Origin of the sequence: Dickeya sp. CFBP 2040 (genome assembly GCF_012273755.1) — a bacterium.
Classification (GTDB): Bacteria; Pseudomonadota; Gammaproteobacteria; order Enterobacterales; family Enterobacteriaceae; genus Dickeya; species Dickeya poaceiphila.
In genome coordinates this window covers 278,418-303,103 of record NZ_JAAVXH010000087.1, presented here as the reverse complement: position 1 = coordinate 303,103, position 24,686 = coordinate 278,418, and the positions used below count along the sequence as shown (strand labels likewise).

Here is a 24,686-nt window from a genome sequence, read left to right as displayed (position 1 = left end):
ATGGTGAAGATTTATGCCCCGGCATCCATCGGGAATGTGAGCGTGGGGTTTGACGTGCTGGGCGCGGCGGTATCGCCGGTAGACGGCACCCTGCTCGGCGATTGCGTCACTGTGCGGGAAGCTGACCTGTTCAGCCTGCACAATGAAGGACGTTTTGTCAGCAAACTGCCGGATAACCCGAAAGATAACATCGTTTATCAATGCTGGGAGCGGTTCTGTGAGGAGATTGGCAAGACCGTGCCGGTCGCCATGACGCTGGAGAAAAACATGCCGATTGGTTCCGGGCTTGGCTCCAGCGCCTGCTCAGTGGTCGCTGGGCTGATGGCGATGAACGAATTCTGCGGCAAGCCGCTGGATGACACCCGGTTGCTGGCGCTAATGGGAGAGCTGGAAGGGCGTATTTCCGGCAGTGTGCATTATGACAATGTGGCGCCATGCTTCCTGGGCGGCATCCAACTGATGGTGGAAGAGATGGGCATCATCAGCCAGCCGGTGCCGGAATTCGATGACTGGTTGTGGGTGATGGCCTATCCGGGCATCAAGGTGTCTACAGCGGAAGCGCGGGCTATTCTGCCGGCGCAGTATCGTCGTCAGGACTGCATTAGCCACGGTCGTTATCTGGCGGGCTTCATTCATGCCTGCCATACCGGCCAGGCGGAACTGGCGGTTAAGCTGATGAAAGATGTGATCGCCGAGCCGTATCGTACGCGTCTGCTGCCCGGTTTTGCCGAGGCGCGTCAGGCGGCAGACGAGTTAGGTGCGCTGGCTTGCGGCATTTCCGGCTCCGGACCGACGCTGTTTTCCGTGTGTAATGACATGGGCGTTGCACAGCGTCTGGCAAGCTGGCTGCAGGAAAACTATCTGCAGAATGACGAAGGTTTTGTTCATATTTGCCGTCTGGATACCGCAGGCGCGCGACAATTGGGATAACGCATGAAACTGTACAATCTGAAAGATCACAATGAACAGGTGAATTTCGCCGAAGCGATCCGCAAAGGGCTGGGGAGCAATCAGGGCCTGTTTTTCCCGTTGGAGCTGCCGGAATTCGAACGCACCACGATTGACGAACTGCTGGAACAGGATTTTGTGACTCGCAGCAGCCGCATTTTGTCGGCATTTATTGGTGATGAAATGTCCGATGAAACCATCTACCAGCGCGTTAAAGCGGCCTTCCGCTTCCCTGCGCCGGTGGTGCCGGTGAGTGATGACATCGCCGCGCTGGAGCTGTTCCACGGCCCGACGCTGGCGTTCAAGGACTTTGGTGGCCGCCTGATGGCGCAAATGCTGGCGGAAGTGGCAGGCGATGAACAGATAACGATTCTGACCGCCACGTCGGGCGATACCGGTGCGGCGGTTGCACACGCGTTCTACGGCCTGAAGAATGTGCGGGTGGTGATTCTGTATCCGAATGGCAAGATCAGTCCGTTGCAGGAAAAACTGTTCTGTACGCTGGGCGGCAACATTCACACCATCGCTATCGACAGCGATTTTGACGCCTGTCAGGCGCTGGTGAAGCAGGCGTTCGACGATGAGGAATTGAAACGCGCCATCGGGCTGAATTCCGCCAACTCTATCAACATCAGCCGTCTGCTGGCGCAGATCAGCTACTATTTCGAAGCGGTGGCGCAGTTGCCGCAGGAAGCGCGCAATCAACTGGTGGTCTCGGTGCCGAGCGGCAATTTCGGCGACCTGACCGCCGGTCTGCTGGCAAAATCGCTGGGCCTGCCGGTGAAACGCTTTATTGCCGCCACCAACGCCAACGATACCGTGCCGCGTTTTCTGCAAAGCGGCGAATGGCAGCCAAACCCGACGGTGGCGACGCTCTCTAACGCCATGGACGTAAGCCAGCCGAATAACTGGCCGCGGGTGGAGGAGCTGTTCCGCCGTAAGAACTGGCAACTGAAGGAACTGGCGTTCGGCGCGGTGAGTGATGAAACCACCCAAGCCACCATGCTGGAACTGGACGCGCTGGGATACACCTCCGAGCCTCATGCCGCGATTGCTTACCGGTTGTTGCGTGATCAGTTGCAGCCGGGCGAATATGGCCTGTTCCTGGGCACCGCCCATCCGGCTAAGTTCAAGGAAAGCGTGGAGGCGATTCTTGGTAAAGCGTTGCCGCTGCCGCAGGCACTGGCTGAACGTGCCGAGCTGGCGTTGCTGTCGCACCACTTCGCGCCGGACTTCGCATTGCTGCGTAAATTCCTGATGGAATTGCCGTACTAACTTGGCCAGGCTGGACGACTGAACATAGCGGTCGGCCAGAAACGTAATAGGGCCGGAAGGTGGGAAACCGCTTTCCGGCCCTATTCGTTAGGTGTGGTTCATCTGGATTGTCAGGCATCGCGTTCGCGGCGCTTAAAAATCAATTCGTCTGCCGAGGAGTCAGCGGCATCAAAATAATAGCCTTCACTGTCGAAATCTTTTAGCTGTTCCGGTTGGGTCAGGCGGTTTTGAATGATGAAACGGCTCATCAGGCCGCGTGCTTTCTTGGCATAAAAGCTGATTACCTTGAACTTGCCATTCTTTTCATCCAGAAAGACCGGTTTTATCAGCCGCGCCTTGAGCCTGGCTGGTTTGACGGATTTGAAATATTCATCTGATGCAAGATTGATCAGAATATCGTCGTGCTGCGCGGCTAACGCCAGGTTGAGCGTTTCGGTGATGGTATCGCCCCAAAACTGATACAGGTCGTTACCCACGTCGTTTTTCAGCCGGATGCCCATTTCCAGACGGTAAGGTTGCATCAGATCCAACGGCTTCAGTACGCCATACAAGCCGGACAAAATGCGCAGATGCTGCTGGGCGAAATCAAAATCCGCCTCGCTGAAATCTTGCGCCGCCAGGCCGGTATAGACATCACCTTTGAATGCCAACAGCGCCTGACGTGCGTTATCCGGCGAAAATTCCGGTTGCCATTCCTGAAAGCGAGCCGCATTCAGGTCCGCCAGTTTGTCGCTGATGCTCATCAGCGAAGCGATATTTGCCGGGGTCAGTTGTTTGCAGTGCCGTATCAGTTGCAGGGAATGCGCCAGCAGGTCAGGCTGTGTGTAGCGTTGGGTGGGCAGTGGGCTGGTGTAATCCAGCGTCTTGGCAGGTGAAAGCGTGATCAGCATAAACGTATCCCGTTGGTGTTTTTACTGGCCTTACTGTAGCAAAAGCCGCTAAAAAAAGGGCAATGGCTGTGACAGGCACCATAAATCAGCGTTGTGTGAGGCATCATGCTTTTTGGGGCTGGAAACGGGAGGAAACAAAAATGAATAGCATTTATTTTATTGATTTTTAATATTAATCTTTTATTTTTCGCCTTCCCGTTTTTTTGTTGGTTCGCTTGCGTGGTCTTGGGTGCGTGTTATTATCAGACTCTGGCGATAGTTCCTGCCACCAGTTCATGCACAAACAATGAGAAAGGCCAACATGACGGATAAACTGACTTCCCTACGTCGATTCACCACCGTAGTGGCGGATACCGGCGATATCGCGGCAATGAAGCTTTACCAGCCGCAGGACGCCACTACCAACCCTTCACTAATTTTAAATGCAGCGCAAATTCCGCAATACCGTGCGCTGATTGATGACGCCGTGGCCTGGGCACGTGCGCAGAGCAGCAAACGCGAGCAGCAGGTTGTCGATGCGACAGACAAACTGGCGGTTAATATCGGCCTGGAGATTCTCAAGCTGATTCCAGGACGTATCTCCACCGAAGTAGATGCTCGTCTTTCCTATGATACCGAGGCCAGCGTTGCCAAGGCGAAACGCCTGATCAAACTCTACAACGACGCCGGTATCAGCAATGACCGTATCCTGATCAAACTGGCTTCGACCTGGCAGGGTATTCGTGCCGCGGAGCAACTGGAAAAAGAAGGCATCAACTGTAACCTGACCCTGCTGTTCTCGTTTGCTCAGGCGCGTGCCTGTGCCGAAGCGGGTGTGTTCCTGATTTCTCCGTTCGTGGGCCGCAATCTGGACTGGTACATCGCCAATGGCGACAAGAAGGAGTTCGCAGCGCACGAAGACCCAGGCGTTATCTCTGTGACAAATATTTACGCATATTATAAGGAACACGGTTATGAAACCGTGGTCATGGGAGCCAGCTTCCGTAATGCGGGTGAGATTCTGGAACTGGCCGGCTGCGACCGTCTGACTATTGCCCCGGCGCTGCTCAAAGAGCTGGCGGAAAGCCAGGGTGAGGTAGTGCCTAAACTCTCTTATCAGGGCGAGGTGAAAGCGCGCCCGGCTAAGCTGACGGAGTCCGAGTTTTACTGGCAGCACAATCAGGATCCGATGGCGGTGGACAAACTGGCCGACGGTATCCGCAAGTTTGCGATAGACCAGGAAAAACTGGAAAAAATGATTGCCGAATTGCTGTAAGGCTTGATGCAAGGTGCAGAAAACGGTCAGCTGGCGCTGGCCGTTTTTGTGTCTGTGATGTCCTGCTGGAGCGGCGTTAGCGGCGTGGCGATGGTGCAGTTGCGGGTTCGTTTTGCCAGATAGAGGTTGATGTCGGCGCGGTTGATGAGGTCATCCAGCCCTTCCTCCGGCGACTCGACCGCCACCAGCCCAATGCTGACGCTAATTCCCGGCGATGCCGATGAAGCACTTTGGCCGAATTTATCAATCCCCTCTCTGACGCGTTCCGCCACGCGTACGGCGTTTTCCTGCGTGATGCCGGGCAGAACGACGACAAACTCATCGCCGCCCAGGCGGCACAGGATGTCGTGATCACGAAACGAGTGACGAATAATGTCCGCGACTGCTTTTAGCGCCTTATCGCCAGCCGCATGTCCTAGTGTGTCGTTCACCTGCTTGAAGTGGTCAATATCAATCAGCATGACGCAAAGCAGCTTATCTTCCTGACGTGCTGTTTTCAGCGCGCGGTTGGCTGACTGGTAAAACGCGTCCCGGCGCAGAAAGCCGGTTAGATCGTCGTAACGGGCTGTGGCAGGCAGCTCAATCAGGTATTTTTTCGCAACCAGCGATAACAGGCTGCCCATGATGGCAATCATCAGGCTGATGCAAACCAGTGTGATGATTTCCGCAGAGGAGGTGACGATGTGGCTAAAGCCGGGCGTGCCTCCCAATGTTGTGACGCGCACGCGCACGCCGATCAGTTTATCGGTAGGCGAAAGGATGGGCGTGACGGTGGTGAGCTGATTTTTTTCCGGTGAATTACCGGAGGACGGCAACGAATTCTGGCATACCCGGATAATCGCCATGTTGTTGAGCGAAAGGTTGAGTTCCGACAAGCGGTTGATGCACTCATGGCTGGTGTCGCGGGTGTTGAGCGCCATAATACGTACTTGGGAGAACAGTGAATTACCGACTTTGTAGAAATGGTTGCTTTCGGTGACGTCACCACCGGAATTGTAGGACTCGTGCAGATGGATGATATTATCAAAATTACGTTTTTCTTCTTGCCAGTCTTTTTGCCGGGAATTCAGCAACAACAGGCTGGTCAGAGTGACTGAAAACAGGCCAAAAAAGATAAAAGCGGAAACCGGATTGGCAAACAATCTAACAATGTGACTTTTAATAACACTCATTCACTTTTTCCTGCACTACCCGGTGATGCGCTATTGCCTGACAACCCAGCCATACTTACAGAGCTAACTCCGCTAAGGCATTGCTCTTACCGGAGGGGGAGCGTCTGGAATCCGCATATCCGTTATTCACGTAGTGGTTTCCGTTCACTTTTCCTGTTCAATCTGGCTGCGATAATGATATCGGCTGGGGTAGACTCTTAATGATTGTTGTGGTTAGAAATATTAATTGATAATCGACAGTTAGTTCGTTGAATCAGTAGACATTATGCACAGTTGTGGACTGGTTATGATGTCGCCGTACGTATTTCAAGCATTGTCTCATTTGTGAGCAGATTTTTGAATGATTTTCATGCATCAGATGATTAATTGGACTGATGGAATAAATTTTTTGATGAACAAGAGGTGCTTATGAACAGTCTGTGCGTTGGTTTGGTATCTATTTCTGATCGCGCATCCAGCGGCGTCTATCAGGATGAGGGTATTCCTGCTCTGCAGGCATGGCTGACGGAAGCACTGCTCACCCCGTTTGAGGTGCAAACCCGCCTGGTGCCGGATGAACAGCCGCTGATTGAACAGACACTGTGTGAGCTGGTGGATGAATGCGGTTGTCATCTGGTGCTGACTACCGGCGGTACGGGACCGGCACGGCGGGATGTGACGCCGGACGCTACGCTGGCGGTAGCCGACCGGGAAATGCCGGGGTTTGGTGAGCAGATGCGTCAGATTAGCCTGCGCTTTGTGCCTACCGCTATTTTGTCGCGTCAGGTAGGGGTCATTCGCAAGCAGGCGTTGATCCTCAATCTACCGGGGCAGCCAAAATCTATTCGTGAAACCCTTACCGGCCTGAAAGATACAACGGGTCAGGTTATTGTGCCGGGTATTTTCGCCAGTGTTCCCTACTGTATTCAGCTGCTGGAAGGGCCTTATATCGAAACCAATCCGGACGTAGTAGCAGCTTTTCGTCCCAAGAGTGCAATACGCGATATAAAAAGCTGAAGTTACCGTATTTAGATGATAACCATCGCATGGTGCTGGTGTGTCAAAAATCTGCCGCTATAGTAATGTTTTATTTACACGATAATGTAAGTTTGTTTTCTTATCGTACTGGTATTATGCGGTGATTTATGATTGGTGAGCAGCATCGTCGATTGAATCGACACGATTATCAAACCCTCTCGTTGGCGGCATTGGGTGGCGCGCTGGAGTTTTACGACTTCATCATTTTCGTCTTTTTTGCCGCCGTGATTGGTGATCTCTTTTTCCCGTCAGATATTCCTGAATGGCTGCGGCAGGTACAGACCTTCGGCATCTTTGCCGCGGGCTATCTGGCGCGTCCGCTCGGCGGTATCGTGATGGCACATTTTGGCGATCGTGTCGGTCGCAAGAAAATGTTCAGCCTGAGTATCCTGCTGATGGCATTGCCCACGCTGGGAATGGGTATGTTGCCGACTTATGCTTCCATCGGTATCGCTGCGCCGTTGCTGCTGCTGTTGATGCGGGTGCTGCAAGGGGCAGCGATTGGCGGTGAAGTGCCGGGCGCGTGGGTGTTTGTGGCGGAGCACGTCCCGCGTTCCCGTATCGGTATCGCCTGCGGTACGCTGACTGCTGGGTTGACGCTGGGCATTCTGTTTGGCTCGATGGTTGCCACCTTGCTTAATACCTTGCTGCTGCCTTCGCAGATTGTCTCCGGCGGTTGGCGTATTCCATTCTTTATTGGCGGCATTTTTGGGCTTATCGCGCTCTATTTGCGCCGCTGGTTACACGAAACGCCGATTTTCCGCGAAATGCAGGCGCACAAAGCGCTGGCGGCTGAGTTGCCGCTCAAGACCATCGTATTACGTCATAAGAAAGCGGTTCTGGTCAGCATGTTGCTGACCTGGATACTGTCTGCCGGTATTGTGGTGGTGATATTGATGGCACCGGTATATCTGCAGAAGTTGCATGGCATTCCCACCGCGTTGACATTACAGGCCAACAGTCTGGCGACGGTCATGCTGATGCTCGGTTGTATTATCGTCGGGCTGGCGGTGGACCAGATTGGCGTTGGCCGTACCTTAGTCATCTTCAGCCTGATGTGTGCGGGGTGCAGTTGGTTCTTTTATTCCCATGCCGCTCAGAGTCATAGCTTGCTGTTTGTTAGCTATGCGCTGGCGGGATTGGGCGTCGGGGTGGTTGGTGCGGTGCCGTATGTCATGGTGCGATCATTCCCGGCTGCGGTGCGTTTCTCCGGCATCTCTTTTTCGTACAATCTGGCTTACGCTATTTTTGGCGGCATGACGCCTATTTTCGTTACGCTGCTGATGAAATGGACGCCGCTGGCGCCGGCTTTTTACGTGCTGGCATTGTGCGCGTTGGGGCTGGTATTGGGGATTTACCTGCAAAGTCAGACTCACCGTGAGGTAGAGGCACAGGCGGAACAACAGGTGACGGCTCCTGCCAGCGTATAAGTCTATAGGCGTAAGTAGTCTATTATAGAGGCTGGTTGATGTGCTGGGGGGATAGCCCTCCTGGCTAAAATAAAGAGAGGCATACACTAGCCTCTCTTTTTTGTCTTTTATTTTATCTGCTTGATAACGCTTGTCGCATTTATCTGTCAGTGTGCGCCGCGTGCGCCAATCGGCAGTATGGTGCGGCCATACTGTTCGTTGAGCACTTCGGCCATCGCCAGATAGATAGCGCTGGCACCGCAGATAATCCCTTCATAACCCGCAAAGGTCAGCAGCGCGTGGTTGCCGGTAATGTTACCGATAGCCAGCAGCGCGAACAGCACTGTCAGGCTGGCGAAAACGAACTGCAGTGCGCGGTTGGCACCCAGCGTGCCGAAGAACATAAACAGGGTGAAGATGCCCCACAGTGCCAGGAATATGCCCAGGAACTGGGCATCAGCTGCGTCCGCCAGACCCATTTTCGGCAGCATGATGATGGCGACCAGAGTCAGCCAGAACGCGCCGTAAGATGTAAAAGCGGTAACGCCAAAGGTATTGCCTTTTTTATATTCCAGCAGGCCGGCCAGGATCTGAGCGATACCGCCGTAGAAGATACCCATGCTCAGAATAATGGAAGTCAGTGGGAAAAAGCCTGCGTTGTGCAGGTTTAACAGAATGGTGGTCATCCCGAAGCCCATCAGTCCCAGAGGGCCAGGGTTTGCCAACGTTTTCTCGTGCATACATCCTCTGCAATAACAAAATGATCAATGTGGTGTTGTGCCTAAAGTTTGCCCGGCAGACGTGCCTGTGTGAGACGAATGGCGCATCGCGGGTACTCGCTGTCAGGCTGGGTATCCCCTTTTCTGCAGTGAGCGCGGCATCATAGCTGGCGGGAATGGGTGATACAACCCGATAGGTTGCGAATAATTTGATCAAAAACCGGGAAGATGCAGTTTTTTTTGGTTAGTCCCCCTTGATGACGGAATTGTCGTCCCCATCTTAGAGACAACGACGCGGTTTGACTGAAAAGATAACGACGATTTCGGGGTATTGAAAAGTAGTATTTCGCCCGCATAGTAAGTTAAACCACCACCCCGGATATGACTTTTAAGTGGAGATGTTTAGATGGGTAAGATTATTGGTATCGACTTGGGTACAACCAACTCTTGTGTAGCGATTATGGACGGTACGCAGGTTAAGGTACTGGAAAACAGCGAAGGTGATCGCACCACGCCTTCCATTATTGCTTACACGCAAGATGGTGAAACTCTGGTTGGCCAACCGGCTAAACGTCAGGCGGTGACTAACCCCAAAAATACGCTGTTCGCCATCAAACGTCTGATTGGCCGTCGTTTTCAGGATGAAGAAGTGCAGCGTGACACCAACATCATGCCGTATAAAATCATCCCGGCTGACAACGGCGATGCCTGGGTGGAAGTAAAAGATCAGAAGCTGGCTCCGCCGCAGATTTCCGCTGAAGTGCTGAAAAAAATGAAAAAGACGGCGGAAGATTATCTGGGTGAAACCATCACCGAAGCGGTTATCACCGTACCGGCTTACTTCAACGATGCCCAGCGTCAGGCGACCAAAGACGCTGGTCGTATTGCCGGGCTGGAAGTCAAACGTATCATCAACGAACCGACTGCGGCTGCGCTGGCTTACGGTCTGGACAAAGGTGCCGGCAACCGCACTATCGCCGTGTACGACCTGGGCGGCGGTACGTTCGATATCTCCATCATTGAAATCGATGATGTAGACGGCGAAAAAACCTTTGAAGTGCTGGCAACCAATGGTGATACCCACCTGGGCGGCGAAGACTTCGACAGCCGTATGATCAACTATCTGGTTGATGAATTCAAAAAAGAGCAGGGTTTTGACCTGCGTAACGACCCGTTGGCAATGCAGCGTCTGAAAGAAGCGGCGGAAAAGGCGAAGATCGAACTGTCTTCCGCTCAGCAGACTGACGTCAACCTGCCGTACATCACGGCTGATGCTACTGGTCCAAAACACCTGAATATCAAAGTGACTCGCGCCAAACTGGAATCACTGGTTGAAGATCTGGTGACTCGTTCGCTGGAGCCGCTGAAAGTGGCGTTGCAGGATGCTGGCCTGTCCGTTTCCGAAATCCATGACGTGATTCTGGTTGGTGGTCAGACTCGTATGCCGCTGGTACAGAAGAAAGTAGCTGATTTCTTCGGTAAAGAACCGCGTAAAGACGTGAACCCGGACGAAGCTGTGGCAATTGGTGCTGCAGTACAGGGCGGCGTACTGGCTGGTGACGTGAAAGACGTGCTGCTGCTGGACGTTACCCCGCTGTCTCTGGGTATTGAAACCATGGGCGGCGTGATGACTCCGCTGATTAACAAGAACACCACGATCCCGACCAAACACAGCCAGGTGTTCTCAACAGCGGAAGATAACCAGTCTGCGGTGACCATTCACGTGTTGCAGGGCGAGCGTAAACGCGCTCACGATAACAAGTCGCTGGGGCAGTTCAATCTGGATGGTATCCAACCGGCGCCACGCGGTATGCCGCAGATCGAAGTGACATTCGATATCGACGCCGACGGTATCCTGCATGTGTCTGCCAAAGACAAGAACAGTGGTCGTGAGCAGAACATTACCATCAAAGCGTCTTCCGGCTTGAATGAGGATGAAATTCAGAAGATGGTGCGTGACGCTGAAGCCAACGCCGAAGCGGATCGTAAGTTTGAAGAACTGGTGCAGGCGCGCAATCAGGGCGATCACCTGTTGCATAGCACCCGTAAACAGCTGGAAGAAACCGGCGACAAACTGGCGGCGGCTGATAAAACTGCTATCGAAGAAGCGTTAAAAGCACTGGAAACGGCGCTCAAAGGCGAAGATAAAGCAGACATCGACGCGAAAATCAGCAAGCTGGCGGAAGCATCGACCAAACTGCTGGAAGCCGCTCAGCAGCAACAGGCCCAAGCGGGTGCTGCTGACGCTGACAATGCGGCTCGTCGGGATGATGATGTCGTTGACGCCGAGTTCGAAGAAGTCAAAGACAAGAAATAATCGCCCTTAAGCGGGCGCAGTAGCGGTAGCTCATACTGTTGCTGGCAACCAGCACGGGCGTCGGGGAAACTCTGCGCCCGTGCACGCATGTTGAGGGCAGGAAAAAAGAATGGCGAAGCAAGACTACTACGAAATTCTGGGCGTTGAGAAAGGCGCGGATGAACGCGACATCAAAAAGGCTTACAAACGGCTGGCGATGAAATATCACCCGGATCGTAATCCAGGTGATAAAGACGCTGAGGCTAAGTTCAAAGAAGTCAAAGAAGCCTACGAGATTTTGACCGATGCTCAGAAACGCGCCGCCTACGATCAGTATGGACATGCCGCGTTTGAGCAAGGCGGTATGGGTGGCGGTGGCGCCGGTGGTTTCGGCGGCGCTGATTTTGGCGATATTTTCGGCGATGTGTTTGGCGATATCTTTGGCGGAGGCCGCCGTCAGCGTGCGAGCCGCGGTTCTGATTTACGCTACACCATGGAGTTGACGCTGGAAGAAGCGGTTCGTGGCGTCACCAAAGAGATCCGTATCCCGACATTGCAGGAATGCGACGTTTGCCATGGCAGCGGTGCCAAGCCGGGCAGTAGCGCGGTAACCTGTCCTACCTGTCACGGCAACGGGCAGGTGCAGATGCGCCAGGGGTTCTTCACGGTTCAGCAGACTTGTCCGCACTGTCATGGGCGCGGCAAAATTATTAAAGACCCTTGCACCAAGTGCCATGGTCACGGGCGTGTTGAGAAAAGCAAGACGCTGTCGGTCAAGATCCCCGCTGGTGTGGATACCGGTGATCGCATCCGTCTGGCCGGTGAGGGCGAAGCGGGAGAGTTCGGCGCTCCGGCTGGCGATCTGTATGTACAGGTGCAGGTGCGTGAGCACCCGATCTTCCAGCGTGAGGACAACAACCTCTACTGCGAAGTACCAATCAACTTCGCCATGGCGGCGTTGGGCGGCGAGATTGAAGTACCGACGCTGGATGGACGGGTGATGCTGAAAGTGCCGCCGGAAACGCAAACCGGCAAGTTGTTTCGTATGCGCGGCAAGGGCGTGAAATCAGTACGCGGCGGCGCTCAGGGTGATCTGTTGTGCCGCGTCGTGGTGGAAACGCCGGTCAATCTGAATGATCGTCAAAAACAGCTGTTGCAGGAGTTGCAGGAAAGCTTCGGCGGCCCGACGGGTGAAGGCAACAGCCCACGTTCCAAAAGCTTCTTCGATGGTGTGAAGAAATTCTTTGATGATTTGACTCGCTGATTTCACCGATTAGCCAGTTGCAATAAAGACCAGTCTGGATAAATCCTGGCTGGTTTTTTTATCGGTATCATTCAATAGATCGGTTTTTACGAGTATTAATCCAGTTTAAAACTGCTTTTAACGATGAGTGGTGTGGCTTAACCTTGCTATCCATTATCGGGCAGTGATGTCCGCCGATACGGTAAGGGAGAAAAAACGTGATAAAGCTATTCCGTTATCTGACAAGCCTGGAAGCAGCTGCCGGCATGATTCTGATTGTTGCAACGCTGTTGGCGCTGCTGGTCGCCAACATGCCGGCCACATTACCGTGGTATCACTCCTTTTTGGAGATACCGGTGGTATTCGGCATTGGCGCACTGGAAATCAACAAACCGCTGCTACTGTGGATCAATGATGGCCTGATGGCGCTGTTTTTCCTGCAGGTTGGGTTGGAAGTTAAACGTGAACTGGTAGTAGGGGCGTTGGCGAGTCGGCGGCAGGCGATACTGCCGGTCGTGGCGGCTTTTGGCGGGATGCTGGTTCCCGCGCTGTTTTTCCTGCTGTTCAATGTTACCGAAGCGGAAACGCGTTCCGGCTGGGCTATCCCCACTGCAACAGATATCGCCTTCGCGGTTGGTATTCTGGTGTTGTTGGGTAAGCGCGTGCCGACAGGGTTGAAAGTGTTTCTGTTGGCGTTGGCGATCATTGATGATCTGGGTGCGATTGTGATCATCGCCTTGTTCTATACTCATCAACTGCATTGGATGGCGTTGGCAGTGGCGCTGGCAGCGATTGTGGTGCTGGCGTACATGAACCATCAGCAGGTGATGAAAACCTCTGCCTATCTATTGGTCGGCATCGTGCTGTGGGTCTGTATTCTGAAATCTGGCGTTCATGCCACGCTGGCTGGAGTGATCGTCGGTTTCTTTATTCCGCTGCGCGTTCCTGCTGGCTCCCCGTCACCAGCCAGTACGCTGGAGCATGGGCTGGCGAGTTGGATTGCCTTTTTGGTGATCCCGTTGTTTGCTTTCGCTAATGCCGGTATTTCGTTGCAGGGTGTCGAGATCAGGCACTTGCTGTCGCCATTAACGTTGGGTATCGCCAGTGGGTTACTGCTGGGCAAACCGATTGGCGTGTCGTTGTTTAGCTGGTTGGTGATTCGCCTTGGGTTGGGTAAATTGCCGGCAGGCGTAGATTTTCGTCAGGTGATGGCGGTATCGGTGCTGTGCGGCATCGGTTTCACTATGTCTATTTTCATTACCTTGCTGGCGTTTGGTGATGTGGCTGCGCAGGATATTCTGTATGCCAAACTGGCGATTCTGTTGACGTCATTGACGACAGCGGTGCTGGGTTACCTGACGCTGCGCGCGGTGTTGCCTGCCACGCAACGCTGAATTATGAGCGAAGGGGAGCGAGTGTATGTCGCACATCAACTTCAATCATCTCTATTATTTCTGGCAGGTGTGTAAGGCTGGTTCGATAGCAGGAGCTGCTGAAAGGTTGTTTCTGACGCCGCAGACCATTACCGGGCAGATAAAGTTGCTGGAAGAGCGTCTGCAGGGGAAATTGTTCAAGCGTAAAGGGCGTGGTCTGGAGCCGACTGAGCTGGGGCAGTTGGTGTTTCGCTATGCGGACAAGATGTTTGCGCTGGGCCAGGAAATGCTGGATATCGTGAATTACCGTAAGGAGTCCAGCCTGTTGTTCGATGTCGGCGTTGCGGATGCCTTATCCAAACGGTTGGTGAGCCGGGTATTGGAAACGGTGGTGAATGAACAAATGCCGATACACCTGCGCTGCTTTGAGTCTACCCATGAGATGCTGATTGAACAGTTGAGTCAGCATAAGCTGGATATGATTCTGTCAGACTGCCCGGTGGATTCCGGTCAGCAGGCAGGATTATTTTCCCGTAAGCTTGGCGAATGCGGGGTGAGTTTTTACTGTCGATGGCCGGGACCGGAATTACCTTTTCCTGCTTGTCTGTCGCAAAGTAAGTTATTAATTCCCGCTCGCCGCACGATGTTGGGCCGCAAGTTGCTTAGTTGGTTTAATGAGCAGAACCTGCCGGTAGATATCATGGGGGAGTTTGATGACGCGGCGCTGATGTCCGCTTTTGGCATGAGTCATAGCGCGATTTTCGTTGCGCCGTCGCTACATGCTCACGAAATGGTTGCACAAGGTGAGATTATAGAAGTCGGTCGTATCGATAACATTCAGGATGAGTATTACGTTATTTTCGCCGAACGAATGATTCAACACCCGGCAGTGCAGCGTGTTTGCAATGAAGATTTCTCTTCCCTGTTTCGAGAATAAAACGTTTTTTGCCGTCCGCAGGTACAAAAAAACCGGCCTTGGCCGGTTTCTTTAGCGATTTATCACGTAAACGTGATTACTGCATCGCGTTGATCTGCGCAGTCAGATTGGATTTATGACGAGCAGCTTTGTTTTTGTGGATCAGACCTTTGCTGGCCTGACGATCCACGATCGGTTGCATGTCATTAAATGCTTTCTGCGCAGCTTCTTTATCGCCGGTGGCGATGGCCGCATACACTTTCTTGATGAAAGTACGCATCATGGAGCGACGGCTTGCGTTGTGCTTGCGGCGCTTCTCAGATTGTACGGCGCGTTTCTTAGCTGATTTGATATTAGCCAAGGTCCAACTCCCAAATATATTCTATCGAGGACAATTCAAAGGCCGAGGAATATGCCCTTTTAGCCTTCTTTTGTCAATGGATTTGTGCAAATAAGCGCCGTTTGTACGCCAGCGCTTGTTACGTTGTGATGGCGCGGGATTTTAGCAGCTTAAGCGTCGGGAATACAGCCTTTCGCGTCATAAATTCACCCTTTGCCGCTGTTGCCGCGTCAACCGTTTGATTGCGGGTTATAAAGCTATGTATCCGGCGATGCGCCTGAGTTCTGGAATATGAAAAATTCTCATCGAAGCGGGGCGGCGAAATACGCCGGACTGGCAACAAAAGGCATGAATCGCGGGTTAACCTTGGTCGCTGTACAAGGTATAATCCGCCGATTTCCACTGTTTTGAGCCAGTTATGCAGCTAATCCGCGGTATACACAATCTCCAGACCTGCCATTATGGCTGTGTGCTAACTATTGGTAACTTTGACGGTGTCCACCGTGGGCATCAGGCATTGCTTGAGCGTCTGAAGCAGGAAGGGCAGGCACGCGGGTTGCCGGTGATGGTGATGATTTTCGAGCCTCAGCCGCTGGAATTGTTTGCTGCGGAAAAGGCGCCAGCGCGGCTGACCCGATTGCGCGACAAGGTGAAATACCTGGCACAGGCTGGTGTGGATTACCTGTTATGCGTAACGTTTGATACCAGTTTTGCCGCTAATCATGCCAATACCTTTATTTCCAACCTGTTGGTGGAAAAGCTAGGGGTGAAATTTCTGGTGGTGGGGGATGACTTCCACTTCGGGGCTGGCCGCGAGGGGGATTTCCTGTTATTACAGAAAGCCGGTGCCGAGCTGGGTTTCGAGGTGATCAGCACCACGACTTTTTGCAGCAGCGGCAAGCGGGTAAGCAGCACTGCTGTGCGCGAAGCGCTGGCGCAGGACAATCTGGCACTGGCGCAGGAACTACTGGGTCACCCGTTCAGTATCTCTGGCCGGGTGGTGCACGGCAATGAGCTGGGGCGCACCATCGGTTTTCCAACGGCTAATTTGCCTCTTAAACGCCAGGTCTCGCCGGTCAGCGGCGTGTATGCGGTTCAGGTGCACGGGCTTGGCGACGTGCCGTTGCCTGGCGTGGCCAACATCGGCACTCGTCCTACTGTGACGGGGGACAAACGCCAACAACTGGAAGTGCATTTACTGGATATAACACTGGATCTGTATGGCCGACATATAGATGTGGTGATGTGTAAAAAATTACGTAGTGAGCAGCGGTTTGCTTCGCTGGATGCGCTGAAGCAGCAGATCGCCAACGATGTGGTGGCCGCCCGTGAGTTCTTCGGGTTGAAGGCGCCAGTTTAATTTTTCTCTAGCCAAAAACGAAATCGAGAATCGAATGAGTGACTATAAAACTACCCTGAATTTGCCGGAAACAGGGTTCCCGATGCGTGGCGATTTGGCCAAACGCGAACCTGACATGCTGAAACGTTGGTATGAGCAGGATCTGTACGGGATTATTCGTGGCGCCAAGAAGGGTAAAAAAACCTTTATCCTTCACGACGGCCCGCCGTATGCAAACGGCAATATTCACATTGGTCACTCGGTTAACAAGATTCTCAAAGACATTATCATCAAGTCCAAAGGTTTATCCGGCTATGACTCGCCATATGTGCCGGGTTGGGACTGTCACGGTCTGCCGATTGAACTGAAAGTAGAACAACTGGTCGGCAAACCGGGTGAGAAGGTGAGCGCCGCGCAGTTCCGCGAAGAGTGCCGCAAATATGCCGCTGAGCAGGTTGCCGGGCAGAAGAAAGATTTTATCCGCCTGGGTGTGCTGGGCGATTGGGATCGTCCATACCTGACGATGGATTTCAAAACCGAAGCCAACATCATTCGTGCGCTGGGCCGCATTATCGAAAATGGGCACCTGCACAAGGGCGCTAAGCCGGTGCACTGGTGTGCTGACTGTGGTTCTGCACTGGCGGAAGCAGAAGTCGAGTATTACGACAGAACCTCCCCGGCGATTGATGTCGCGTTCAATGCGGTTGACCGTGCCGCCGTGTTGGCAAAATTCGGCCTGACTGACGATGCGGTAAATGGCGATGTCGCACTGGTTATCTGGACGACCACCCCGTGGACGTTGCCGGCTAACCGCGCCATTGCCCTGAATGCCGAGATTGATTACGTGCTGATTCAGGTGGCGGGTAAAGCGATTATCGTTGCCGAAGGACTAGCCGACGCGGTTGCCAAACGCGTTGCCGGAAGTGACGCCAACGCCTGCTTGGGCCATGCCGTCAAAGGTAGCGATCTGGAATTGCTGCGCTTTCGTCATCCGTTTATGGGGTTCGATGTGCCAGCAATTCTGGGCGATCACGTTACGCTGGACGCCGGTACCGGTGCGGTGCATACCGCCGGTGGTCACGGCCCTGACGACTACGTCATCAGCCAGAAATATCAGTTGGAAATCGCTAATCCGGTTGGACCGAACGGCTGCTACCTGCCGGGAACCTTCCCAGAGCTGGATGGCTTGTTCGTGTTTAAAGCCAACGACAAGATCGTTGAATTGCTGCGTGAACGTGGCGCGCTATTGCACCATGAGAAGCTACAACACAGCTACCCGTGCTGCTGGCGCCATAAGTCGCCGATTCTGTTCCGCGCCACACCGCAGTGGTTCGTGAGTATGGATCAGAACGGCCTGCGCCAACAGTCGCTGTCAGAAATCAAAGGTGTGCAGTGGATCCCGGATTGGGGCCAGGCACGCATTGAGTCGATGGTGGCGAGCCGCCCTGACTGGTGTATTTCTCGTCAGCGTACCTGGGGCGTGCCGATGTCGTTGTTCGTGCATAAAGAAACGCAAGCACTGCATCCACGTACGACCGAGCTGATTGAAGCGGTAGCGCAACGTGTCGAACAGGACGGCATTCAGGCGTGGTGGGATCTGAACCCCGCTGATTTGCTGGGTGCACAAGCCGCCGATTATGAAAAAGTGCCAGATACGCTGGATGTATGGTTCGATTCCGGATCAACCCACGCTTCGGTGGTGGATGTGCGCCCGGAATTCAGCGGCCACGCGGCAGATATGTATCTGGAAGGTTCCGACCAGCATCGCGGCTGGTTCATGTCTTCGCTGATGATTTCTACCGCCATCAAGGGTAAAGCGCCGTACCGTCAGGTACTGACCCACGGCTTCACCGTGGATGGTCAGGGTCGCAAGATGTCGAAATCCATCGGCAACACCGTCAGCCCGCAGGACGTGATGGATAAACTGGGTGCGGATATTCTGCGCTTGTGGATCGGCTCGACTGATTACTCCGGCGAGATAGCGGTATCTGATGAGATCCTCAAACGTTCCGCTGATGCCTATCGCCGTATCCGCAACACCGCGCGTTTCCTGCTGGCTAACCTGAATGGTTTTGATCCGGCGCTGCACAGCGTAAAACCAGAAGACATGGTGGTGCTGGATCGTTGGGCGGTAGGCTGCGCCAAAGCGGCACAGGATGAAATCGTCGAGGCTTACGAGAGCTACGATTTCCACCGTGTGGTGCAGCGTCTGATGCAGTTCTGTTCTATTGAGATGGGTTCGTTTTATCTCGATATCATCAAGGACCGTCAGTACACTGCGAAACACGACAGTGTGGCGCGCCGCAGCTGTCAGACCGCTCTGTTCCATATCGCTGAAGCGCTGGTGCGGTGGATGGCGCCGATCATGTCGTTTACCGCCGATGAAATCTGGGGGTATCTGCCGGGTAAACGAGCGCAGTTTGTGTTTACCGAAGAGTGGTATGACGGTTTATTCGGGCTGGCTGACAGCGAGCCGATGAACGATGCCTTCTGGGCGGACATGCTGAACGTGCGCAGTGAAGTCAACAAGGTGATCGAGCAGGCGCGTAACGACAAACGCATCGGTGGTTCACTGGAAGCGGCGGTGACATTGTATGCTGATGACACGCTGTTTGCGCCGCTTAACAGCCTGCAAGGTGAGCTACATTTCGCCTTGTTAACCTCCAAAGCACGGCTGGAACGTTACGAAAATGCGCCGGTGAATGCTCAGCAGAGTGAATTACCGGGTCTGAAAGTTGTCCTTAGTAAGGCCGACGGTGAAAAATGTCCGCGTTGTTGGCACTATGAAACGGATATTGGCAGTGATGCTGCGCATCCGGATGTATGCGGTCGCTGTGCGACCAATGTTGGCGGCAATGGCGAAGAGCGTAAATTTGTCTGATGAGTAAATCTACTGGAGCAACGGGTCTGCGCTGGCTGTGGCTGGCTGCACTGGTACTGGTGGTCGATCTCGGCAGCAAACAGTGGGTCATGACCCACTTTCAACTGGGCGAATCGTTACAACTGGTGCCGTTCTTCAATTTTACCTACGCCCATAACTATGGCGCAGCGTTTAGCTTTCTGGCAGATAAAGGCGGCTGGCAGCGCTGGTTATTTGCGGTGATAGCGTTGGTTATTATTGTCGCGCTGCTGGCGATGATGCATCGCTCCAGTGCCAGCCAGAAGCTGAACAATATTGCCTATGCGATGATCATTGGTGGTGCCATCGGTAATCTGGCTGATCGACTGGTGCATGGATACGTGATCGACTTTCTGGACTTTTATGTCGATAACTGGCACTACCCGACATTTAATCTGGCGGATAGCGCGATTGTCGTCGGCGCACTGCTGATTGTGCTGGAGGGGTTTTTGACTCCTGCGCAAAAAAAGCAGGCGGAAGGTAAATAACGCATGGCGGAATTCGTGACAAACGGCAGTGAAGTGTTGGTGCATTTTACGCTGATGCTGGAAGACGGGTCAGTGGCAGAGGCCACCCGTGAAAGCGGTAAGCCGGCGATGTTCCGGTTGGGGGATGGCAGCCTGTCGGCGGCACTGGAGACGCAGTTGCTAGGCTTGCGGGTTGGTGATCGGCGTCAGTTCAGCCTGCCGCCGGAGTCTGCCTTCGGCCCGTCAAATCCGGATCTGATCCAGTTCTTTTTGCGTCGAGATTTTGTGCAAACCGGGGTGCCCGAAGTGGGCACTATCATGTTGTTCAGCGGTTTGGCCGGCAACGACATGCCGGGCATCATCCGCGAGGTGGCAGAGGAGTCGGTGACGGTGGATTTCAACCACCCGTTGGCCGGGCACACCATCACGTTTGATGTGGAAGTACTGGAGATTCGTCCCCCTTCTGACGGAGGCAACGCATGAAAATCCTGCTGGCTAACCCTCGTGGATTCTGTGCTGGTGTTGATCGCGCCATCAGTATTGTCGAGCGAGCGCTGGAAGTGTATGGCGCGCCGATTTATGTTCGTCATGAAGTGGTGCATAACCGTTATGTGGTGGATGGATTGCGCGAACGTGGTGCTATCTTTATCGAACAAATCGAAGACGTACCGGATGGCGCTATTCTGATTTTTTCTGCCCACGGTGTATCGCAGGCGGTACGAGCCGAGGCCAAAAGCCGGGAACTGACGGTGTTCGATGCTACCTGTCCGCTGGTGACTAAGGTGCATATGGAAGTGGCGCGTGCCAGCCGCAAGGGAACGGAAGCGATTCTGATCGGCCATGCCGGGCATCCCGAAGTGGAAGGCACCATGGGGCAGTACAACAATCCGGACGGCGGTATGTATCTGGTGGAAGACCCCGATGATGTCTGGTCGCTGAAGGTAAAAGACGAAGCTAATCTCTGTTTCATGACTCAGACTACTTTGTCGGTGGATGATACGTCGGCAGTGATAGATGCGCTGCGGGCGCGTTTCCCGCAGATTATCGGGCCGCGTAAGGATGATATTTGCTACGCCACCACCAATCGTCAGGAAGCGGTACGGAATCTGGCGGCAGAGGCCAATGTGGTGCTGGTGGTCGGCTCAAAAAATTCGTCCAATTCCAATCGACTGGCTGAGCTGGCGCAGCGTGTCGGTAAACCTTCTTACCTGATTGATTCTGCTGATGATATTCAGGAAACGTGGCTGAAGAATGTAGCGTGTGTCGGGGTTACCGCAGGTGCTTCCGCGCCGGATGTACTGGTTCAGCAGGTGATTAAACGCCTGCAAAGCATGGGTGGACAGGTCGCCATGGAGATGCTGGGGCGTGAAGAGAACATCGTGTTTGAAGTGCCGAAAGAACTGCGTGTGGACATTCGTGAGGTGGAATAACACCTCCGTCTTATCGTGATGAGAAGATGCCAGACGATGAAAATCGTCTGGCATTTTTTTGGAGAAAACGCATGAACCGAGTTCCGATTATTCTGGATACCGACCCAGGTATTGACGATGCGGTGGCTATCGCCGCCGCCTTGTTTTCCCCCGAACTGGAACTGAAGCTCATCACCACGGTGGCGGGAAATGTGGCGGTGGAAAAAACCACCCGCAATGCACTGCAACTGCTGCATTTTTGGGGAGCGACGGTGCCGGTTGCGCAAGGCGCGGCAACGCCATTGGTGCGTGCGTTGCGTGATGCTGCCTGCGTTCACGGTGAATCGGGGATGGAAGGTTATGATTTTGTGGCGCATGATCGTGTCGCGCTGGAAAAAACCGCCGTGCAGGCCATGCATGACTGCCTTAGCCGTAGTCCTGAACCAGTCACCCTGGTGACCATCGGGCCGCTCACCAATATCGCCTTGCTGCTGACGCTCTATCCGCAGTGTAAAAAACAGATTAAACGCCTGGTGATGATGGGCGGTTCATCCGGGCGCGGTAACTTTACACCGAATGCGGAATTCAATATGGCGATTGACCCGGAAGCGGCGAAGCGCGTATTTGAAAGTGGAATCGATATCGTGATGTGCGGTCTGGATGTGACCAATAACGCGGTGCTGACGCCGGATTATCTGGTCACATTACCGGAGCTAAACCGCACCGGCGCCATGTTACATGCGTTATTCAGCCACTACCGTAGCGGCAGTATGGCGACCGGTTTACATATGCATGATCTGTGCGCGATTGCTTATCTGGTGAAACCGGCATTGTTTACCCTCAAACACTGCTTTGTTGCGGTGGAGACTCAGGGTGAGTACACCGCTGGCACAACGGTGGTGGATCTCCAGCATCGCCTGAATCGACCGGCTAACGCTCAGGTGGCGTTAGCGCTGGATGTCGCGGGTTTCCGCGACTGGGTGGCGCAGGTGCTGGCATTAGCACCTTAGGTTTCTATGGTGTCGCTAATATTACCAGATGACCGTGGCTAACCTCGTGCAGCGGCCCGATTGTTCTGGCTAACCGATAGCTTTTACTGATATCCCCACGGTTTTGTCGTAAATTTCTAATTATGGGTGTTTTCGGCTGGCAGCCCTTGGCCGGGCTGGTTAACCTGAGGACCTTTTCTCATTCATCAACAGATAAAGAGTATAAATATGCGTGATGCACAAGTCCGCGTTGCCATCGCGGGAGCGGGTGGCCGCATGGGGCGGCAGTTGATTCAGGCTGCGTTGCAGATGGAAGGCGTAGTACTGGGTGCGGCGTTGGAACGCGAAGGTTCGTCCCTGCTGGGGAGTGACGCGGGCGAGTTGGCCGGGGCAGGGAAAACGAATGTCACCGTACAAAGCAGTCTTGAGGCGGTGGTGAACGATTTCGACGTGTTTATCGATTTCACCCGTCCTGAAGGTACGCTCACTCACCTGGCGTTTTGTCGTCAGCACGGCAAAGGGATGGTGATCGGCACCACCGGTTTTGACGATGCAGGCAAGGCGGCGATTCAGCAGGCCGCAGCCGACATTGGGATTGTATTTGCCGCTAACTTTAGCGTTGGTGTGAATGTGCTGCTCAAGTTGCTGGAAAAAGCGGCTAAAGTGATGGGCGATTACACGGACATTGAAATCATAGAAGCGCACCACCGCCATAAAGTGGATGCGCCGTCGGGCACGGCTCTGGCGATGGGCGAGGCGATTGCCGGGGCGCTGGGGCGTGATTTGAAAGAATGTGCGGTTTATGCACGTGAAGGCTATACCGGTGAACGTGAGCCAAAAAGCATCGGTTTTGCCACTATTCGAGCCGGCGATATCGTTGGTGAGCACACGGCGATGTTTGCAGATGTCGGTGAGCGCATAGAGATAACGCACAAGGCTTCCAGTCGGATGACGTTCGCAAATGGTGCTGTTAGATCTGCATTGTGGCTAAGTTCTCATAATCATGGTCTTTTCGATATGAAAGATGTGCTTGGGCTTGATGATTTATAATATGTAGATGTCTGTTTTTTTATTAATTATTTGATTTTAATGGCGCTAAAAATGGCGCCATTTTTTTGTTTGATAAATGATGACTTGGTTGGTGTATTGGTCTGTGTTTGGTATTTTTCATTGTTATCTTTCTTTTTATCCGTCGTCTGTCGGCTATTTATGATTCAGGGTGGCGATTTTGGCGGGATTTTAATCATTCTTTCATTCATCGTTGCTGGCAACCGTTTACTTTTCCAAGTTGATGTGTGTTTTTACGGATATGGCGATGTATTACTTCCTGAAGCCATAAAATAGTAAAAAAAAATCCGGTTTGGCTAGACAACGGTCAGGGGCATCATTAAAATGCGCGCAATTTGCCAAAAATTTGCCTTACGGGTGGTTTTTGCATTGATTTAGTCCATCAAATCTGAATTAATATGCAAATAACGTGATTTTTTATTCCTTGGAGGGTGTTTTGATTAAGTCAGCGCTATTGGTTCTGGAAGACGGAACCCAATTCCACGGTCGGGCCATTGGGGCAGAGGGAACGGCAGTGGGGGAAGTCGTTTTCAATACGTCAATGACCGGTTATCAAGAAATCCTCACAGACCCTTCCTATTCCCGCCAGATTGTCACTCTTACTTATCCCCACATTGGTAATGTCGGCGCCAATAAAGCCGATGAAGAATCCCCCGCCGTTCATGCTCAGGGCCTGGTTATTCGTGATTTACCCCTGATTGCCAGCAACTACCGCAGTGAAGAAAGCCTGTCTGATTACCTTAAACGCAACAACATTGTGGCGATTGCCGATATCGACACCCGCAAACTGACGCGGTTGCTGCGTGAAAAAGGTGCGCAGAACGGCTGCATCATCGCGGGTGATGTGGTGGATGCGGCGCTGGCGCAGGAAAAAGCCAAAGCTTTCCCCGGCCTGAAAGGTATGGATCTGGCAAAAGAAGTCACCACCCGTTCCAGCTATAGCTGGCTACAAGGCAGTTGGACGCTGGAAGGTGAACTACCGCCGGCGAAAGAAGAGAGTGAACTGCCGTACCATGTGGTGGCGTATGATTATGGCGTGAAGCGTAATATCCTGCGTATGCTGGTGGATCGCGGCTGCCGCCTGACGGTGGTCCCGGCGCAAACCCCCGCGGAAGACGTGCTGAAACTCAATCCGGATGGCATTTTCCTCTCCAATGGTCCTGGCGACCCGGAGCCGTGCGATTATGCCATCAAGGCGATCAAAGCCTTCCTGGAAACTGAGATTCCGGTGTTCGGCATTTGTCTGGGCCACCAGTTGCTGGCGCTGGCCAGCGGCGCGAAAACCGTCAAGATGAAATTCGGTCATCACGGCGGCAACCATCCGGTGAAAGATCTGGACGGCAATCGGGTGATGATCACCGCACAAAACCACGGGTTTGCGGTAGATGAGACGTCGCTGCCTGCCACGTTGCGCGCAACGCATAAATCGCTGTTCGACGGTTCGCTGCAGGGTATTCACCGCACCGATAAAGCGGCGTTCAGCTTCCAGGGGCACCCTGAAGCCAGCCCCGGTCCGCATGATGCCGCGCCGTTGTTCGATCATTTCATCGAGCTGATTGAGTCTTACCGTAGTCATACCAAATAATCAGAATCCGTTTAGTCACGCTGCGATAAAAGAACAGGGCGAAAACGCCGGCGCGGCGGTGAGTAAACGGGTTCGCT

At 53.4% G+C, this 24,686-nt stretch carries 22 protein-coding genes; 18 read left to right on the top strand and 4 right to left on the bottom strand.

Annotated elements, in window-relative coordinates; translation table 11 throughout:
- Positions 1 to 930 (top strand): homoserine kinase, encoded by a 930-nt coding sequence (thrB, locus tag Dpoa2040_RS13035; RefSeq protein WP_168641508.1) that lies wholly within the window; start codon positions 1 to 3, stop codon positions 928 to 930.
- 3 nt (positions 931 to 933) lie between these two features.
- Positions 934 to 2,223: a threonine synthase gene (gene thrC / locus Dpoa2040_RS13030; RefSeq protein WP_168641507.1), complete on the top strand. Its 1,290-nt coding sequence runs from the start codon at positions 934 to 936 to the stop codon at positions 2,221 to 2,223.
- Between the two features lie 110 nt (positions 2,224 to 2,333).
- Here the strand turns inward: thrC and yaaA are convergent, their stop codons facing one another.
- Positions 2,334 to 3,113 carry a peroxide stress protein YaaA gene (gene yaaA, locus Dpoa2040_RS13025; RefSeq protein WP_168641505.1) on the bottom strand — a complete coding sequence of 260 codons (780 nt, stop codon included), beginning with the start codon at positions 3,111 to 3,113 and terminating at the stop codon, positions 2,334 to 2,336.
- A 301-nt stretch (positions 3,114 to 3,414) separates the two neighbouring features.
- Between yaaA and tal the strand changes: the two genes are divergently transcribed.
- Complete coding sequence (gene tal, locus Dpoa2040_RS13020; RefSeq protein WP_168641504.1) at positions 3,415 to 4,368, top strand: transaldolase; 954 nt, start codon at positions 3,415 to 3,417, stop codon at positions 4,366 to 4,368.
- Between the two features lie 26 nt (positions 4,369 to 4,394).
- Here tal and Dpoa2040_RS13015 read toward each other — a convergent pair whose 3' ends face one another.
- On the bottom strand, positions 4,395 to 5,540 hold the full coding sequence (locus tag Dpoa2040_RS13015; RefSeq protein WP_168641502.1) for a GGDEF domain-containing protein: 1,146 nt from the start codon (positions 5,538 to 5,540) through the stop codon (positions 4,395 to 4,397).
- Between the two features lie 408 nt (positions 5,541 to 5,948).
- Here Dpoa2040_RS13015 and mog point away from each other — a divergent pair, with 408 nt between their 5' ends.
- Together mog and Dpoa2040_RS13005 are read left to right on the top strand one after the other, a co-directional pair.
- Entirely contained in the window at positions 5,949 to 6,536 is a 588-nt protein-coding gene (gene mog / locus Dpoa2040_RS13010) for a molybdopterin adenylyltransferase (RefSeq protein WP_168641501.1), read from the top strand.
- A gap of 128 nt (positions 6,537 to 6,664) precedes the next feature.
- The gene (locus Dpoa2040_RS13005; RefSeq protein ID WP_042872874.1) at positions 6,665 to 7,987 is read left to right on the top strand and encodes an MFS transporter; all 1,323 of its coding nucleotides are present in this window, start codon (positions 6,665 to 6,667) and stop codon (positions 7,985 to 7,987) included.
- Between the two features lie 146 nt (positions 7,988 to 8,133).
- Here the strand turns inward: Dpoa2040_RS13005 and satP are convergent, their stop codons facing one another.
- Complete coding sequence (gene satP / locus Dpoa2040_RS13000) at positions 8,134 to 8,706, bottom strand: acetate uptake transporter (protein ID WP_168641500.1); 573 nt, start codon at positions 8,704 to 8,706, stop codon at positions 8,134 to 8,136.
- Between the two features lie 385 nt (positions 8,707 to 9,091).
- On the opposite strand from satP, the gene dnaK reads away from it, so the two are divergent.
- The 4 genes from dnaK (at position 9,092) to nhaR (ending at position 14,534) form a co-directional block, all read left to right on the top strand.
- Complete coding sequence (dnaK, locus tag Dpoa2040_RS12995; RefSeq protein ID WP_168641498.1) at positions 9,092 to 11,002, top strand: molecular chaperone DnaK; 1,911 nt, start codon at positions 9,092 to 9,094, stop codon at positions 11,000 to 11,002.
- Between the two features lie 109 nt (positions 11,003 to 11,111).
- A complete protein-coding gene (dnaJ, locus tag Dpoa2040_RS12990; RefSeq protein WP_042872867.1) occupies positions 11,112 to 12,245 on the top strand; it encodes a molecular chaperone DnaJ in 1,134 nt (377 codons plus the stop codon).
- Positions 12,246 to 12,490: 245 nt separating this feature from the next.
- Positions 12,491 to 13,618, top strand: a complete 1,128-nt coding sequence (nhaA, locus tag Dpoa2040_RS12985; RefSeq protein ID WP_246867304.1) for a Na+/H+ antiporter NhaA — start codon at positions 12,491 to 12,493, stop codon at positions 13,616 to 13,618.
- Positions 13,619 to 13,643: 25 nt separating this feature from the next.
- Positions 13,644 to 14,534: a transcriptional activator NhaR gene (gene nhaR, locus Dpoa2040_RS12980; protein WP_042872861.1), complete on the top strand. Its 891-nt coding sequence runs from the start codon at positions 13,644 to 13,646 to the stop codon at positions 14,532 to 14,534.
- Between the two features lie 76 nt (positions 14,535 to 14,610).
- Here nhaR and rpsT read toward each other — a convergent pair whose 3' ends face one another.
- On the bottom strand, positions 14,611 to 14,874 hold the full coding sequence (gene rpsT / locus Dpoa2040_RS12975; RefSeq protein ID WP_012768310.1) for a 30S ribosomal protein S20: 264 nt from the start codon (positions 14,872 to 14,874) through the stop codon (positions 14,611 to 14,613).
- 397 nt (positions 14,875 to 15,271) lie between these two features.
- Between rpsT and ribF the strand changes: the two genes are divergently transcribed.
- The 9 genes from ribF (at position 15,272) to carA (ending at position 24,609) form a co-directional block, all read left to right on the top strand.
- Complete coding sequence (gene ribF, locus Dpoa2040_RS12970; protein ID WP_042872860.1) at positions 15,272 to 16,213, top strand: bifunctional riboflavin kinase/FAD synthetase; 942 nt, start codon at positions 15,272 to 15,274, stop codon at positions 16,211 to 16,213.
- 34 nt (positions 16,214 to 16,247) lie between these two features.
- Positions 16,248 to 19,073 carry an isoleucine--tRNA ligase gene (gene ileS / locus Dpoa2040_RS12965; RefSeq protein WP_168641496.1) on the top strand — a complete coding sequence of 942 codons (2,826 nt, stop codon included), beginning with the start codon at positions 16,248 to 16,250 and terminating at the stop codon, positions 19,071 to 19,073.
- The gene (lspA, locus tag Dpoa2040_RS12960) at positions 19,073 to 19,579 is read left to right on the top strand and encodes a signal peptidase II (protein ID WP_168641495.1); all 507 of its coding nucleotides are present in this window, start codon (positions 19,073 to 19,075) and stop codon (positions 19,577 to 19,579) included. Before ileS ends, lspA begins: the two co-directional genes overlap by 1 nt.
- A gap of 3 nt (positions 19,580 to 19,582) precedes the next feature.
- Positions 19,583 to 20,041, top strand: coding sequence for an FKBP-type peptidyl-prolyl cis-trans isomerase (gene fkpB / locus Dpoa2040_RS12955; protein ID WP_042872856.1), 459 nt, complete (start codon positions 19,583 to 19,585; stop codon positions 20,039 to 20,041).
- Positions 20,038 to 20,988 (top strand): 4-hydroxy-3-methylbut-2-enyl diphosphate reductase, encoded by a 951-nt coding sequence (gene ispH, locus Dpoa2040_RS12950; protein ID WP_168641494.1) that lies wholly within the window; start codon positions 20,038 to 20,040, stop codon positions 20,986 to 20,988. Before fkpB ends, ispH begins: the two co-directional genes overlap by 4 nt.
- A gap of 71 nt (positions 20,989 to 21,059) precedes the next feature.
- Positions 21,060 to 21,977, top strand: coding sequence for a ribonucleoside hydrolase RihC (gene rihC, locus Dpoa2040_RS12945; RefSeq protein ID WP_168641493.1), 918 nt, complete (start codon positions 21,060 to 21,062; stop codon positions 21,975 to 21,977).
- A gap of 207 nt (positions 21,978 to 22,184) precedes the next feature.
- A complete protein-coding gene (dapB, locus tag Dpoa2040_RS12940) occupies positions 22,185 to 23,006 on the top strand; it encodes a 4-hydroxy-tetrahydrodipicolinate reductase (protein WP_168641492.1) in 822 nt (273 codons plus the stop codon).
- A 51-nt stretch (positions 23,007 to 23,057) separates the two neighbouring features.
- On the top strand, positions 23,058 to 23,300 hold the full coding sequence (locus Dpoa2040_RS12935) for a hypothetical protein (protein ID WP_168641491.1): 243 nt from the start codon (positions 23,058 to 23,060) through the stop codon (positions 23,298 to 23,300).
- Between the two features lie 160 nt (positions 23,301 to 23,460).
- A complete protein-coding gene (gene carA / locus Dpoa2040_RS12930) occupies positions 23,461 to 24,609 on the top strand; it encodes a glutamine-hydrolyzing carbamoyl-phosphate synthase small subunit (protein ID WP_168641490.1) in 1,149 nt (382 codons plus the stop codon).
- Positions 24,610 to 24,686 lie beyond the last annotated feature (77 nt).

What these genes read in the sequence shown, in the direction of transcription:
- mog (WP_168641501.1), top strand. Translation starts at nt 5,949, where the DNA reads ATGAACAGTCTGTGCGTTGGTTTGGTATCTATTTCTGATCGCGCATCC.
- ispH (WP_168641494.1), top strand. Translation starts at nt 20,038, where the DNA reads ATGAAAATCCTGCTGGCTAACCCTCGTGGATTCTGTGCTGGTGTTGAT.
- Dpoa2040_RS13005 (WP_042872874.1), top strand. Translation starts at nt 6,665, where the DNA reads ATGATTGGTGAGCAGCATCGTCGATTGAATCGACACGATTATCAAACC.
- tal (WP_168641504.1), top strand. Translation starts at nt 3,415, where the DNA reads ATGACGGATAAACTGACTTCCCTACGTCGATTCACCACCGTAGTGGCG.
- thrB (WP_168641508.1), top strand. Translation starts at nt 1, where the DNA reads ATGGTGAAGATTTATGCCCCGGCATCCATCGGGAATGTGAGCGTGGGG.
- lspA (WP_168641495.1), top strand. Translation starts at nt 19,073, where the DNA reads ATGAGTAAATCTACTGGAGCAACGGGTCTGCGCTGGCTGTGGCTGGCT.
- nhaA (WP_246867304.1), top strand. Translation starts at nt 12,491, where the DNA reads ATGATTCTGATTGTTGCAACGCTGTTGGCGCTGCTGGTCGCCAACATG.
- dnaJ (WP_042872867.1), top strand. Translation starts at nt 11,112, where the DNA reads ATGGCGAAGCAAGACTACTACGAAATTCTGGGCGTTGAGAAAGGCGCG.
- yaaA (WP_168641505.1), bottom strand. Translation starts at nt 3,113, where the DNA reads ATGCTGATCACGCTTTCACCTGCCAAGACGCTGGATTACACCAGCCCA.
- fkpB (WP_042872856.1), top strand. Translation starts at nt 19,583, where the DNA reads ATGGCGGAATTCGTGACAAACGGCAGTGAAGTGTTGGTGCATTTTACG.
- nhaR (WP_042872861.1), top strand. Translation starts at nt 13,644, where the DNA reads ATGTCGCACATCAACTTCAATCATCTCTATTATTTCTGGCAGGTGTGT.
- satP (WP_168641500.1), bottom strand. Translation starts at nt 8,706, where the DNA reads ATGCACGAGAAAACGTTGGCAAACCCTGGCCCTCTGGGACTGATGGGC.
- thrC (WP_168641507.1), top strand. Translation starts at nt 934, where the DNA reads ATGAAACTGTACAATCTGAAAGATCACAATGAACAGGTGAATTTCGCC.
- ileS (WP_168641496.1), top strand. Translation starts at nt 16,248, where the DNA reads ATGAGTGACTATAAAACTACCCTGAATTTGCCGGAAACAGGGTTCCCG.
- ribF (WP_042872860.1), top strand. Translation starts at nt 15,272, where the DNA reads ATGCAGCTAATCCGCGGTATACACAATCTCCAGACCTGCCATTATGGC.
- Dpoa2040_RS12935 (WP_168641491.1), top strand. Translation starts at nt 23,058, where the DNA reads ATGGCGCCATTTTTTTGTTTGATAAATGATGACTTGGTTGGTGTATTG.
- Dpoa2040_RS13015 (WP_168641502.1), bottom strand. Translation starts at nt 5,540, where the DNA reads ATGAGTGTTATTAAAAGTCACATTGTTAGATTGTTTGCCAATCCGGTT.
- rihC (WP_168641493.1), top strand. Translation starts at nt 21,060, where the DNA reads ATGAACCGAGTTCCGATTATTCTGGATACCGACCCAGGTATTGACGAT.
- dapB (WP_168641492.1), top strand. Translation starts at nt 22,185, where the DNA reads ATGCGTGATGCACAAGTCCGCGTTGCCATCGCGGGAGCGGGTGGCCGC.
- dnaK (WP_168641498.1), top strand. Translation starts at nt 9,092, where the DNA reads ATGGGTAAGATTATTGGTATCGACTTGGGTACAACCAACTCTTGTGTA.